The sequence below is a fragment of the Nocardia cerradoensis NBRC 101014 genome (assembly GCF_000308535.1).
GTDB classification, from domain to species: domain Bacteria; phylum Actinomycetota; class Actinomycetes; order Mycobacteriales; family Mycobacteriaceae; genus Nocardia; species Nocardia cerradoensis.
Window position 1 is genome coordinate 62,859 of the sequence record NZ_BAFW01000240.1, and the last position, 12,654, is coordinate 75,512.

At 67.0% G+C, this 12,654-nt stretch carries 14 protein-coding genes; 6 read left to right on the forward strand and 8 right to left on the reverse strand.

Annotated elements, in window-relative coordinates:
• Positions 1–15 precede the first annotated feature (15 nt).
• The 4 genes from ON23_RS25185 to ON23_RS25200 all read right to left on the reverse strand — a co-directional run bounded on the left by ON23_RS25185 (position 16) and on the right by ON23_RS25200 (position 4,569).
• Positions 16–2,067: a CocE/NonD family hydrolase gene (locus ON23_RS25185; RefSeq protein ID WP_039781194.1), complete on the reverse strand. Its 2,052-nt coding sequence runs from the start codon at positions 2,065–2,067 to the stop codon at positions 16–18.
• 422 nt (positions 2,068–2,489) lie between these two features.
• A complete protein-coding gene (locus ON23_RS25190; RefSeq protein WP_039781266.1) occupies positions 2,490–3,227 on the reverse strand; it encodes a phosphoglyceromutase in 738 nt (245 codons plus the stop codon).
• A gap of 78 nt (positions 3,228–3,305) precedes the next feature.
• Positions 3,306–4,100 carry a hypothetical protein gene (locus ON23_RS25195; protein ID WP_039781195.1) on the reverse strand — a complete coding sequence of 265 codons (795 nt, stop codon included), beginning with the start codon at positions 4,098–4,100 and terminating at the stop codon, positions 3,306–3,308.
• 85 nt (positions 4,101–4,185) lie between these two features.
• The gene (locus ON23_RS25200) at positions 4,186–4,569 is read right to left on the reverse strand and encodes a hypothetical protein (RefSeq protein WP_030516176.1); all 384 of its coding nucleotides are present in this window, start codon (positions 4,567–4,569) and stop codon (positions 4,186–4,188) included.
• 149 nt (positions 4,570–4,718) lie between these two features.
• On the opposite strand from ON23_RS25200, the gene ON23_RS25205 reads away from it, so the two are divergent.
• From ON23_RS25205 to ON23_RS25220, 5 genes are all read left to right on the forward strand, one after another.
• The gene (locus ON23_RS25205; protein WP_157170290.1) at positions 4,719–5,255 is read left to right on the forward strand and encodes an SLATT domain-containing protein; all 537 of its coding nucleotides are present in this window, start codon (positions 4,719–4,721) and stop codon (positions 5,253–5,255) included.
• 114 nt (positions 5,256–5,369) lie between these two features.
• Positions 5,370–5,531, forward strand: a complete 162-nt coding sequence (locus tag ON23_RS38565; protein ID WP_167331894.1) for a hypothetical protein — start codon at positions 5,370–5,372, stop codon at positions 5,529–5,531.
• Between the two features lie 5 nt (positions 5,532–5,536).
• Positions 5,537–6,643 (forward strand): YeiH family protein, encoded by a 1,107-nt coding sequence (locus tag ON23_RS25210; RefSeq protein WP_039781267.1) that lies wholly within the window; start codon positions 5,537–5,539, stop codon positions 6,641–6,643.
• 92 nt (positions 6,644–6,735) lie between these two features.
• Positions 6,736–7,656, forward strand: a complete 921-nt coding sequence (locus tag ON23_RS25215; RefSeq protein ID WP_039781197.1) for an alpha/beta fold hydrolase — start codon at positions 6,736–6,738, stop codon at positions 7,654–7,656.
• 85 nt (positions 7,657–7,741) lie between these two features.
• A complete protein-coding gene (locus ON23_RS25220; RefSeq protein ID WP_039781198.1) occupies positions 7,742–7,963 on the forward strand; it encodes a DUF4287 domain-containing protein in 222 nt (73 codons plus the stop codon).
• A gap of 65 nt (positions 7,964–8,028) precedes the next feature.
• On the opposite strand, the gene ON23_RS25225 is transcribed toward ON23_RS25220, so the two are convergent.
• The 4 genes from ON23_RS25225 to ON23_RS25240 form a co-directional block, all read right to left on the reverse strand.
• The gene (locus tag ON23_RS25225) at positions 8,029–8,985 is read right to left on the reverse strand and encodes an ROK family protein (protein ID WP_039781200.1); all 957 of its coding nucleotides are present in this window, start codon (positions 8,983–8,985) and stop codon (positions 8,029–8,031) included.
• Between the two features lie 79 nt (positions 8,986–9,064).
• Positions 9,065–9,568: a type III secretion system chaperone family protein gene (locus ON23_RS25230; protein ID WP_369974801.1), complete on the reverse strand. Its 504-nt coding sequence runs from the start codon at positions 9,566–9,568 to the stop codon at positions 9,065–9,067.
• Entirely contained in the window at positions 9,565–10,917 is a 1,353-nt protein-coding gene (gene mshA, locus ON23_RS25235) for a D-inositol-3-phosphate glycosyltransferase (protein WP_039781202.1), read from the reverse strand. Before mshA ends, ON23_RS25230 begins: the two co-directional genes overlap by 4 nt.
• 98 nt (positions 10,918–11,015) lie before the next feature.
• Positions 11,016–11,840 (reverse strand): alpha/beta fold hydrolase, encoded by an 825-nt coding sequence (locus ON23_RS25240; protein WP_039781203.1) that lies wholly within the window; start codon positions 11,838–11,840, stop codon positions 11,016–11,018.
• 58 nt (positions 11,841–11,898) lie between these two features.
• Between ON23_RS25240 and ON23_RS25245 the strand changes: the two genes are divergently transcribed.
• A complete protein-coding gene (locus ON23_RS25245; protein ID WP_039781205.1) occupies positions 11,899–12,633 on the forward strand; it encodes an SDR family NAD(P)-dependent oxidoreductase in 735 nt (244 codons plus the stop codon).
• Positions 12,634–12,654: the final 21 nt, after the last annotated feature.

The window sequence follows — 12,654 nt, forward strand, 5'->3', positions numbered from 1 at the left end:
GAGTCCCCTACCGGATCACCAGCCGGAGTCTCCCTCGAGCGGGATGTTCACGAAACTCGGGGCATTCGGATCCAGTTGCAGATGCTCGGGTTTCAGGCCGGTGTCGGCGAGCATCGGCGCGATCGGCAGGCCCTTGGGGAAGTTGCCGGCGAACACGTCCACCCGCAGCCGATGGCCCGGCGCGAGCACGGCCCGGGTGGCGGGCAGGGCGATGTTCAGCTCGGTGACCTCACCGGGAACCGTGGGCAGGCGCTTGTCCAGCGAGGTGTAGGCGCGCGGATCGGTGTAGTCGCCGTTCTCGGAACGCGTGCTGTTCGCCTCGTCGACCTCACGCAGCGAGGCCATCAGCTGTCCCGAGGACAGCACCGTCGACTGCCCGTCGGGCGCGACGTCGTTCACCGTCACCGTCCAGTAGCCGTCGGCGGCGTCCTGAACCGTGTTGAGCCGCACCGCGATCGGGCCCGAGATCGTGGTCTCGCCCGCGACCGGCGCACTGGTGAAGGTGAGCGCATCGGTTTCCGCGATGCGCGAGTCCGCGGCGCAGCCGTTGATGATCGCGAGCACACCGGCGGTGGCCTGCGCGGCATCGTTGGAGCACACCGTGGTCAGACCGGGCGCCACCGTCAGACGCGCCGGCGCACCGGTGAATTCGGCGGTCAGCGAGCCGTCGTAGACGCTGTTCGCGGTGCCGCTGCGATCAGCGGACAGGTACATGCGGCGATACTTCGCCGCCTCCTCGGCCGGCGCCGACGGCCCGAAACCGCCCTGGGTGACCCAGCCGCCGCCCTGTTCGCGCAGCGTCACCGGACCGTAGGTGTCGATGCCGTTGTCGATTCCCTTGAGCCACTTGTCGAACCACGCGCGCTGCAGCACGTCCAGCCGCGGCGGCAGGCCCGGTTTGCCGTACTCGTTGCCCGAGTTGAGGTGGTAGGTGTTGCCCATGAACAGCTGCTTCTGCCCGGGCGGCAACGGGATCTGGTTGTAGATCTTGGATTCGGAGTAGGTGAACAGATCGTGCCAGCCGCCGGTGACGAAGGTCGGCACCCGGATTCGGCCCGGATCACCGATCCACGCCTGCCGTTGCGCGGACATGTCGTTCAACATGTCCTTCACCCGCGGATCGAGGGTGTTCATATCGGTGTTGGTGTAGGCGTTCAGCAGGACGTCCATATAGGTGTACGGATCGCTGATCCGGTCGTTCAGCCACGTGGTGTCGAATTTGCCGGTCACGATCGACTGCACGTCCGGAACCCATTTGAGGGTGTTGATCGCGGTGAGCCACAACGGAATGAAGTTGAAGCCGAAGCCGCCGCCCGGAGCGAGCACATCGTCGACCAGATCGCTGCCGGGCACCACCGGGAAGATCGCCTTCAGCGCGGGCGGCTGCTTCTCCGCGACCTGGACCTGATTGATGCCCGAATAGGAAATGCCGGTCATCCCGACCTTGCCGTCCGACCACGGTTGCCGCGACGCCCAGTCGATCACCTCGACGGTGTCCTGCTGCTCGCGCTGCCGCAACATATCCCATTCGCCCTGCGAGAAGCCGGTGCCGCGGACATCGACGACGACCTGGGTGTAGCCGCTCTCGATCAGCTGCCGGTCGACGGAGAAATTGCGGAGCTCGCCGCCGCCGAAGGCCTTGGTCAGATCGGTGACGCCGGACAGCGGGGTGCCACTCATATCGATCTGGCGGAACAGTCCCAGCAGCGCGTCGGACAGACCCGGCACCGAGCCCGCGTGATCGGCCAGATTCGACACCAGCTTGGTGTAGGGCGTCATGTTCACGACGACCGGGGTACGGGTGTCGACCGGGCGGCTGGCGGCGTCGGCGGGGCGGTACACATTGCCCTTCAGCACCGTGCCGTCGCTCATGGTGATCGGCACATCCCAGTCGATGTGGATGTTCGGATACTGCTGCGGGCCGTCCTCGGTAGCGGTCCACGCGGCGCCGGCGGCGCCACCATCGGGGCCGGTCGCGACGGGTCCGGCCTGAGCCCCGGGGGCGAAGAACGGGACGGTCACCGCGGCGGCGACGGCGGCAACTGTGGCGCGTAGCGCGTACTTCATCGAACGTGATCCGCCTCTCGAAATGGTCGAACGACCGAGAGTGTATCTACTGCGGAGTAAGTTGCAAACCAGCGGTTACAACTTCTGCACGAAGAGTTTCTCAACTTCTCAGCCTCTCATCCACGTCGATGACCAGCGGAAAGCCCGGCGGTTTACCTGCCGGGAGTTATCCACACCACTCCTCACCGGCCCGGACGCCACTATCGGCAGGGCAATTCGGAATACGAACCGCCACAGGGGCAATTCGATAGCTACGAATCGGCAGAAGAGATGCAGCTCACAGAATGCCGAGTATCGCATATTCGCAGGCGGCAGCGGCGGAACTTCGACATCCGGAAATCGTTCGCACGCAGCGCCTTCGAGATACGACGATGCGCCGCGGTCGATAACCGCGGCGCGTCGGAAAGTGCGAAGAATCCGGCCTATTTACCGCCCTGGCTCGCGACCGCCGCCGCACCCGCGGCTGCCGCCTCGGGGTCCAGATACTCGGCCGGACCGATCGGACGCAGATTTTCGTCCAGTTCGTAGCGCAGCGGAATACCCGTGGGAATGTTGAGGCCGGCGATATCCTCGTCGGAAATCCCGTCCAGATGCTTCACCAGCGCGCGCAGTGAATTTCCGTGCGCCGCAACCAGAACGGTCTTTCCGGCCACCAGTTCGCGGGAAATCGTGGACTCCCAATACGGGACCATGCGGGCGACGACGTCCTTCAGGCATTCGGTCGCCGGCACGTCGATGCCGGCGTAGCGCGCGTCGCCGTTCTGGCTGTATTCGCTGTCGGCCTCGATCGGCGGGGGCGGGGTGTCGTAGCTGCGACGCCACATCATGAACTGGTCGTCGCCGTACTGATCGCGGATCTGGGCCTTGTTCTTACCCTGCAGCGCGCCGTAGTGCCGCTCGTTGAGCCGCCAGTCCCGCACCACCGGAATCCAGTGCCGATCCGCGGCGTCCAGGGCGATATTCGCGGTGCTGATCGCCCGGCGCAGCAGCGAGGTGTAGACGATATCGGGCAGAATGCCGTGTTCGGCCAGCAGCTCACCGGCCCGCTTGCCCTCGGCGACACCCTTGTCGGTCAGGTGCACATCCACCCAGCCGGTGAACAGATTGAGAGCATTCCATTCGCTTTCGCCGTGGCGCAGCAACACGAGGGTGTACGTCATGCAGGTCATGCTAGCGGTGCCGTGCCGGCGAATTTCAGCTGCGCCGGATCGCAGGCTTCCGACCGCCGCGGACGCGACCTACCAGCTCACGGTGAGATCGTAGGCGGTCAGGATCGCCTGCAGAGCGGGGTTGATCGGCGGGGGCAACACCTCGGCGCCCGGATCCGCCGATGTGACGAGTCCGTTCGAGGTGTGCGCGAGACCGGTCCGGCGCAGCCAGATGGCCCAGCAGTCCCATTCGCTCCCGTGCCGCGAACCGTAGGCGATGCCGTGTGCGAGGCTGTCGTCGTCGAGTGTGATCTGCCAGATCCGCGTGGAGATCGCCGTGGTGAGCCAGCGTTCGCCGCCGCGCAGTTCGGCCACCGTGACCTCCCGCAGACCGCGCTCCACGAGTGCGATCGGGGCATACCGCGCGATCGCCGACAGGCTGGAGGCCGCCTCGATATCGATGAACCATCCGTGCGTCGGCAGCGTCAGGTGGTAGAGCCGGTATTCGCTGAGCCACAACATGTTCAGCTCGCGAGGCGGCCGATATCCCGAGCTCTGCCATTCCTCTTTGATCAGCGATTCGAGCTCGTCGTCGGAGGCGACATCGTCGAAATAGTGGGACGCGCGCCGGGGAAGTTTGGGTTTGAGCGGCGCGAGAAGCTCACCGTACGCGCCCTGTTCGGTGCTGGCGGCGTACACGGTCTGCTGGCCTTCGACGTCGTAGCGGTTCCAGTCCGCCCGTGATTCGTCGCTGGAGATCCCGCGCTGGAGCGGATTGAGCGGCCCGTAGGACGGTTTCGCCAGCCGATAGACCTCCCGAGAGGCTGCGGGCAGAAGCGCGAATCCGGTCTTGGCGCAGCGCCGAGCATTTCGGATTTCGCGCACAGACACCGGTCTCCCTCTTCCGATAGCTTCCCAAAGAGAAAAGTTTATCGAAAGAGGGCTTCACCGCGCGCCTCGGTCGACCCGCTCAGTTGTCCGAGCCGTCGACGAATGCCACTGCGGCAGCGATGGTCTCGCGAAATCGGTCCGCACGGATGGCCAGCGCGGGCGACTCCTCACCCAGTCGCGGATTGGCTCCGATGAACCACGACCGCGCCACATCACTGTCCTCGGCGGTCGCCAGGATGATCCAGCAACGATGCGCGACCTGCAGGCGAGCCAGGGCGGCATCCCTGGGCGTCGGACCTTCGGCATGGGACCACTTGTGCGGCAGCTTGCGGTCTCGGACCCCGGCGATCAGCGCCACCAGGGTCGGACCCAGATGCTGTACGAGCTGCCGCGCGAGCTCCGCCGGACGCAGCTTGGCCGTATCGACATGACTGGTGATGGCGAGAGCGTTCGCAACGGTCATCGGTCTCAACCCTCCAGTGCACGAGCCTGCCGCAACACGGCGGTGAGATCAGTGTAGCTGAAAATGCCACCCAAATGCAACCACTTCTGCTACCTTATCCACCTCCGTATCAACCCAGCACCGCACTCCCGCTAGGACCTCCCTGTTCCATGCGACTGTCGAGAAATACGCGCGGAAGTCACTCCTCGGGGCTGCACAGTCCCCCTTCGCCACCCAGCGACGCCGACGCCCTGACCGTGAGCCTGCACTATCTGATCTATTACCGGAACGAGTACGAACGCTCCCGCCTGGTCGTCAAGACCCGGGCCAAACGGGTGGTCGTATGGACCGCCGTCGCCAACGGTGTCATCGCCGTGCTCGGTACCGCGGTGGCGGTCTTCCAGGCGCCGTGGATCGGCCTGCTCAGCACGGGACTCGCGGCCTCGATCGGCGTGGTCACCGCCTGGGACGGTCTGTATCGCCATCGGGAGATGTGGATCCAGCGCAGTGTCATCATCGGCCAGCTCCAGACATTGCTGCGCGGCGTCGAACTGCGGCGAGCCCAGCACGAGGACCGCGACCTGCTCGCCCGCGAGGCGATGATCGAACTCAACGCGATCCTCGCCGAAGATCTGGAAGCGTGGACCTCCATGCGCCGAACCCAGCCGCTGGCACGCGAAGTCACCGACCCGGGCAAGGAACGCTAGTCCCGTCCTTCTCGAATCTTGTTGATTCGATTACTTTCCCGCCGACTCGACGCCGCTCATGATGACGCCTGATCGCCGAAGTCACCGCGATCGACGGCTATGAGGGAGTCGGCCATGAGTGAACCGGGTGTGGTACCCGACCGGGAAGGTTCGGGGGCATCGGCCCCGGAACCTTCCGTCTTCCGGCGGATCGGTGTCGACTGGTGGGCGGTGATCGTCGCGGGCGCGTTCGTGCTGCTCGCCGTCGCCAACGCCCTGCCGAAGATTCCGTGGTGATCGCCATGGCTACCGAAACGACAACCGCGACAGAGGAATCGGCAAATCTACGCGGCGCTCTGGCCTATCTGCCGGGCATCGCCCTGCTGGTGGCGGTCGGCTTGCTCGGCAAGTACACCCAGATCTGGGTGAACGACTTCGTCCACGATCACCACTGGCGCTTCCCCGATATCGAATATGTCCTCTGGGCCATCGTCTTCGGGTTGATCATCGCCAACACGGTTGGGGTGCATCGGATTTTCAAGCCCGGTATCGGCACCTACGAATTCTGGTTGAAGGTCGGCATCGTGGCGCTGGGATCCCGTTTCGTCCTCGGGGACGTGGCGAAATTGGGTGGCACCAGCTTCGTGCTGATCCTCATCGATATGACGGTGGCGGGCGCGATCATTCTCACCGTGGCACGGCTGCTCGGCCTGTCCGGCAAACTGGGATCACTACTGGCCGTGGGCACTTCGATCTGCGGCGTCTCGGCGATCGTGGCCGCGCGCGGAGCCATCCGGGCCCGCAATGCGGACGTCGGCTACGCCATCGCGGCGATTTTGACGCTGGGCGCGGTATCGCTGTTCACGCTTCCCGCGATCGGCCACGGCCTCGGGCTGACCGATCACGAATTCGGCCTCTGGTCGGGTCTGGCCGTGGACAACACCGCCGAAACCACCGCGACCGGCTACGCCTACTCCGACGCCGCCGGCAAACTGGCGGTGCTGGTGAAATCGACCCGCAACGCGCTCATCGGATTCGTGGTGCTGGGCTTCGGCCTGTACTGGGCCTCCCGCGGTGAGGCCGACACCATCGCGCCCGGTCTGCGCGCGAAGGCGGCCTTCGTGTGGGCGAAGTTCCCGAAGTTCGTCCTCGGCTTCCTCGCGGTCTCCGCGCTGGCGACCGCCCACTGGATCGACAAGGCGCAGCTGGCCAACCTGGCCAATCTGTCGAAATGGGCCTTCCTGCTCACCTTCGCCGGCGTCGGTCTCAACACCGATTTCCGGGAACTGGGGCGCAGCGGATGGCGGCCCCTGGCGGTGGCGGTGGTCGGCCTGGTCGTGGTCGCGACGGTCTCGCTGGGGCTGGTGCTGTTCACCGTCCGGGTGTTGCACTGGGGCGTGGTCGACTGACGGACAGCCGGTAGCGGCCGACATTTCTACAAGACGCGCACCCGCGTCCTCCGGGACAGTCATGGCATCCGCCATCGTCCTCAGGAGGAGATATGAGAACTGCCGCTGCCGGAAGAGCGAAACGCGCGATGCTGCTGCTGGTCACCGCGCTCACCGCACTGCTCGTCGGGAACACCGCAGGGGTCGCGACGGCCGCACCGGACGATTCCGTGGACCGGACGGTGCGGCTACCGGACGGCGATATCCACGTCGTCACCAGCGGGGCGCCGAGCGACCGGGCGGTGGTGCTGATCCACGGGACCGGCGGCTCGGTCTCGTGGTGGGATCCGGTCCTGCCCGCGCTGACGGACTTCTACGTGGTGCGCGTCGACCTGCTGGGCCACGGCCGATCGGCCAAACCGGACAGCGGTTACGGCATGGCCGAACAGGGACATCGCGTCGGAGCGGTCCTCGACCGGCTCGGCGTGCGGAGCGCGATCGTCGTCGGGCACTCCACCGGCGGATACGTGGCGACCGAACTCGCCGCCCAGCGCCGTGACCTGATCACCGCGATCGGACTGATCAGCACCGGGTCGCGACTGGACGCCTTCACCGACAACGGTCCGCTCGGCAACCTGCTGTTCGTCCCGCAGATCGGGCAACCGCTGTGGCCGCTGCTCCCGGATGCCGCCATTCGATACGCCATGAGCAGCGCGTTCACTCGCGACGTCGCGATTCCACAGCGGCTCGTGGACGACTTCCACGGCATGACGTACCGCAGTATCACCGCGACCTCCGACGCGTCGGACGTCTATCTGCGCGAACGCCGGGAACCGGACCGCCTCGCCGATCTCGGGCTGCCGAGCCTGGTGCTCTACGGCTCCGGAGACCACCGCTGGCCGGCGGCATCGTTCCAGGACTACCGGAACGTGCCGGGAGTGCGGATCGAATCGCTCGACTGCGGGCACAGCCCGATGATCGAGGAGCCCGGGCCCACCGGAGAACTCCTGCGCGACTTCGCCGAACAGCACTGAGCCACCCGATCGGCAGTGCGGCAGATGTGTCTCACATCACTTTCCAGCGTGGATGAGTTCCGCCGGTCGAGACCGTCAACCCACCATGAGCACACAGAGCACCCCCGCGGTGAAGGGGCCCGCGTCCTACTTCCCCGCCATCGAGAAGAAGTACGGACGGCCCGTCGAGGACTGGTTCGCGATCATTCGCGGCTCCGAGCTGGCCAAGCATATGGAGCTCGTCGCCTGGTTGAAGAGCGAGCACGGCCTGGGGCACGGGCATGCGAATGCGCTTGTGGCGCATGTGCGCAGTATCGACAACGGATAGCGGCGCAAGACCGGCGCGGCATCGCGGGGCGTGAGTGGCGTCGGCCCGCGAACGGTCACCGGTCCTCACTCGCTCGCGAGAGCCGCCGCGCCCACCAGCGTAGCTCCGTCCGTGATCGGCGATTTCAGGATTTCCAGCTCGCGGATGAAGCCGAGGCGGGCATGTCTCGCCACCGCCGCGCGCAGGGGCTCCCAGAGCGGGCCGCCGGATTCCGCGAAACCGCCGCCGATCACCACACGGTCGATGTCGAGCGTCGCGGCCGCCGACGAAATAGCTTGTCCCAGTGCGGTTCCCGCGCGAGACAATGCTGCCAGGGCGATCGGGTCACCGGCTTCGGCGGCACGCGCCAAATCCAACCCGGTGGTCCCCGGCCAGCCTTGTTCGCGCGCCCAGCGGACCGACGACATCCCGCTCGCGACAGCCTCCACACATCCGGCCCCGCCGCAGGCGCACGGCACATCCCAGCCGGGCACCACGATATGCCCGACGTGCCCGGCATTTCCGGTGCGCCCCGACACCACTCGGCCGTCGCTGATGATGCCGCCACCGATACCGGAGGAGACCGTCATCGCCAATCCCGAACGGACACCGCGTAATCCGCCGACCCGATACTCCGCCAACGCCAACGCCGCGCCGTCGATCACGAATCGAATATCGGCCGCGGGGAACAGTTCCCGCACGGCGGCGACGATCGGGAATCCGTCGCGCCACTCGGGAATGTTCAGCGGTGCGGTGCTGCCGGTACGGACATCCACCGGTCCGGCGGCGGCGATACCTACCACCGTCACCTCGAAATCCGCACCGCCACACGCCTCGTCGGCCGATGCGGCGCCGACCACCCGGCGCAGCAGCTCACGGCAGGTCTCCCACACGTCGCGCGGGGGGACGCCCACCTGGTGGATATGCCGCAGTGCAGCCGGTCGCGCGGCGGTGGACTCGTCGCCCGGCACCGCGCCGATCGGCGATATCGCGACGGCGGCCGCGAATTTGGTCGCGCCGATATCCACAGCCAGCACAGCCATTTCGCCACCGCCTCCTCAGCGCATCACCCGATCGGATGCACGGTACCCGGCGCCGGGCATCGGGCGGGGCGGACGGTCCTCAGGATTCCTCGGTGTCGACCAGATGCTCGAACGCCCGCAGATTCTTCAGCGATTCGCCACGCGAGACGCGCCATTTCCATTCGCGCCGAATGGATTCCGCGAAACCGAGCTCCAGCAGCACGTTGAAGTCGCCGTCGACCGCCTCCAGGATCTGACCGAAGACGCGGTCCAGTTCGTCCGGGGTCACGGCATGGGTCGCGATGCGGCCGACAAGATAGATGTCGCCGACCCGGTCCAGGGTGTAGGCGACACCGTAGAGGCGGCGGTTGCGGCGCAGCAGATATTTGTAGACGCCCTCGAAGTTCTCGTCGGGCTTGCGGCAGACGAAGCATTCGACGCGCACGCCGTGCTTACCGACCGTCAGCATGACCGTCGTCTTCAGCTTGCGCTCACCGGGCAGCACCACGACGAAGGTGTCCCGGCCCTCGCGGGTGTAGTCGATCTCGCGCTCACGCACGGTGTCGTCGATCAACTGCGCGGTCTGCGCGATGGTGTCACTCACCGGCGTACCACTCCCATCCGGCGCCGCCACAGCGCCCGCGACCTGGCTTGACTGCCCTCTGTCAGCAACGTACCCGGCATTCGCGAACGCACACCCCGAGGTCCGGCCAACGCCTCGCCGTAGCAGTCGAGCAAACCGTCGGCCGTGTGTTCCCAGGAAAAGCCGGCCGCATGATCCACCGCGGCCGCGCCCATCCGCCGTAACCGTTCCGGATCGTCGAGCAGTCCGCGCAGGGCCGCCGCCCACTCGTCGGCCTGGTGGCCCGAGACCAACGTGCCCGAAACTCCGTCTCGCACAGCCGTACTCAACCCGCCGACGTCGGCGGCCAGCACCGGCGTGCCACTGGCCTGCGCCTCGATGGCGACCAGGCCGAACGACTCGTTGTAACTCGGCACCGCGACCATATCCGCGGCCCGGTACACCTGCACCAGACGATGCGGCGGCTGCGGCGGCAGGAACGTCACCCGATCCGAGATACCGAGCGTGGCGGCCAGCTCGATCAACGCGTCGGGACGATCCAGACCCGTCCCCGAGGGCCCGCCGACGATGAGCACCCGCAGTTTGCGCTCGGGTTCGGCGCGCAGCACCTCGGCCGCGGCGAACACGAGCACATCGGGGGCCTTGAGCGGCTGGATCCGGCCGACGAAGGCCACCACCTGCTCGTCCGGCGCGATACCGAATTCAGCGCGCGCGGCCGCCCGGTCACCGGGCCGATAGCGGGACAGATCCGCACCCGGCGGCACCACGTCGATCCGCCCGGATTCGGCGCCGTACAGCTCGACGAGCTGGCGGGCCTCCTCCGCGGTATTGGCGACCAGCCGATCCGATTCGGCGATGATCTGCTTCTCGCCCACCACCCGCGACAGCGGTTCCGGCGCATCACCCTCGGCCAGGTATGCGTTCTTCACCGCGGCCAGCGTGTGCGCGGTATGCACCAGCGGCACCCGCCACCGATCCCGGGCCAGCCAGCCCACCTGCCCCGACAGCCAGTAGTGCGAATGAATCAGGTCGTAGTAGCCGGGCAGCTGCCGGGCCTCCTGGCGCAACACCTCCGCCGCGAACGGACACAGCTGAGTCGGCAGATCGTGCTTGTCCAGCCCCTCGAACGGTCCCGCCACCACATGCCGGACCAGCACCCCCGGCGCGGCCTCGACCACCGGCTCGTCATTGGAGGACGTCGCCCGCGTGAAGATCTCCACCTCCACGCCGCGGCGAGCCAGCTGGAGCGCCGACTGCAGCACATAGACGTTCATTCCGCCCGCATCGCCGGTACCCGGCTGCGCGAGTGGAGAGGTGTGCACCGACAACACCGCGATCCGATGCGGACGTTGATCCGGGCGATAACTCACACACTCCAGTGTGCACGCCTCGGCGCGTCAACCGTTATGCGCGCGGGGCTCGAGTGAGCGTAGTCACACCCAAGGCTGGGAGGTGGGTGTGCGCGGGATCACCGTAGCGACGCAACGAATTCGGTCAGTTCATCGGCGAAGCGCCGGGGGTCCTCGACGAACAGGCCGTGCTGGGCGTCGTCCCAGAACGAGGTGCGCGACTCGGGGGCCTGTTCGGCGATGTAGCGGCCGTTCTCGACGGGCACCACCGGGTCCGCGGTGCCGTGCATGACGAAGACCGGAACGTCGAGGTTGCGCAGCGTCTCGGTGTTGTCGACGGTGCGGTAGAACAGCGCCTTGCGGACCCGCGGCGGGGTCGCAAGGCTGCCGCCGAACAGGCGCTGGGCGTCTTCGCCCTTGTCCCGGCCGGGCCCGGTGTTGGCATTGCCGAAGGCGGCGAATCCCCGCATCGCCCGGCCCGCGCTCTCCTCGAAGACGTCCGGAATCGCCTTCTGCATCGCCGGCCCGGGCTGGGAACCCTCGACGCCCCGGCCGATACCCGCCTGCGATCCGCAGTACACGACCCCGGCCAGGGCACCGGTGCCGTACGCGGTCAGATAGTCGCTGAGCACGATGCCGCCGTAGGACCAGCCCAGCAGCACCGCGCCGGCCGTGATGTCCTCACCGGCCAGCACCGCGGCGACGTCGGCCGCCCAGTGCTTCGGATCGTCGTAGCCGGCCTCGGGGGCACCGGAGTAACCGTGCCCGCGCAGATCGACGGCGATCACCCGGAACGTCTCGGCCAGAATCTCCGCCGCACGACCCCAGCACCGCAACGTGCCGGCCCACCCGTGCAGCAACACCAGCGGACGTCCCTGCTCGGGCCCGGAGACCTGATACACGATATTGGTTCCGTCCGCGCTGACCACTTCCCGAATCGCCATGCTCGTCAGGCTAACGGGCCGCGATTGCGGCAATGCCCGCACGCTAGGCTCGGTTCCCATGAGCACCCGTCATGCCGTCGTCACCGGAGCGAGTTCGGGAATCGGTGAGGCTACCGCCCGCGAGCTCGCCAAACAGGGCTATCACGTCTACGTGGGAGCGCGCCGGATGGATCGGCTGCAGGCACTGGCCGACGAAATCGGTGGTACCGCAATCGAATTGGATGTCACCGACGAGTCGTCGGTGCGCCTGTTCACCGATGCGGTCGAACGCGCCGACGTACTGGTCAACAATGCGGGCGGGGCCAAGGGGCTGGCACCCGTCGCCGAGGCCGATCTCGACGACTGGCGGTGGATGTGGGAAACCAACGTCCTGGGCACGCTGCGGGTGACCAAGGCGCTGCTGCCGAAACTGATCGACTCCGGTGACGGGCTGATCGTCACCGTCACCTCGGTCGCCGCCCTGCAGCACTACGACAACGGCGCCGGCTACACCTCGGCCAAGCACGCGCAGGCCGTGCTGCACCGCACGCTGCGCGGCGAACTGCTGGGCAAGCCGGTGCGGCTCACCGAAATCGCGCCGGGCGCGGTCGAAACCGAATTCTCGCTGGTCCGGTTCGGCGGCGACACCGAGCGCGCGGCCAAGGTCTACGAGGGTATCGACCCGCTGTTCGCCACCGACATCGCCGAGATCATCGGCTTCGTCGCGAGCCGCCCGCCGCATGTCAACCTCGACACCATCGTGGTGAAGCCGCGCGACCAGGCCGACGCCGGCCGCTTCGCCCGCCGCAGCTGAGCCGGGGCGGTGAGCGGGTTC

Excerpts from the sequence above, each read along its gene's own strand:
- ON23_RS38565 (WP_167331894.1), top strand. The coding sequence starts at position 5,370 with ATGAGTGAACCGGGTGTGGTACCCGACCGGGAAGGTTCGGGGGCATCG.
- ON23_RS25200 (WP_030516176.1), bottom strand. The coding sequence starts at position 4,569 with ATGACCGTTGCGAACGCTCTCGCCATCACCAGTCATGTCGATACGGCC.
- ON23_RS25225 (WP_039781200.1), bottom strand. The coding sequence starts at position 8,985 with ATGGCTGTGCTGGCTGTGGATATCGGCGCGACCAAATTCGCGGCCGCC.
- ON23_RS25245 (WP_039781205.1), top strand. The coding sequence starts at position 11,899 with ATGAGCACCCGTCATGCCGTCGTCACCGGAGCGAGTTCGGGAATCGGT.
- ON23_RS25215 (WP_039781197.1), top strand. The coding sequence starts at position 6,736 with ATGAGAACTGCCGCTGCCGGAAGAGCGAAACGCGCGATGCTGCTGCTG.
- ON23_RS25185 (WP_039781194.1), bottom strand. The coding sequence starts at position 2,067 with ATGAAGTACGCGCTACGCGCCACAGTTGCCGCCGTCGCCGCCGCGGTG.
- ON23_RS25210 (WP_039781267.1), top strand. The coding sequence starts at position 5,537 with ATGGCTACCGAAACGACAACCGCGACAGAGGAATCGGCAAATCTACGC.
- ON23_RS25205 (WP_157170290.1), top strand. The coding sequence starts at position 4,719 with ATGCGACTGTCGAGAAATACGCGCGGAAGTCACTCCTCGGGGCTGCAC.
- ON23_RS25190 (WP_039781266.1), bottom strand. The coding sequence starts at position 3,227 with ATGACGTACACCCTCGTGTTGCTGCGCCACGGCGAAAGCGAATGGAAT.
- ON23_RS25240 (WP_039781203.1), bottom strand. The coding sequence starts at position 11,840 with ATGGCGATTCGGGAAGTGGTCAGCGCGGACGGAACCAATATCGTGTAT.
- ON23_RS25220 (WP_039781198.1), top strand. The coding sequence starts at position 7,742 with ATGAGCACACAGAGCACCCCCGCGGTGAAGGGGCCCGCGTCCTACTTC.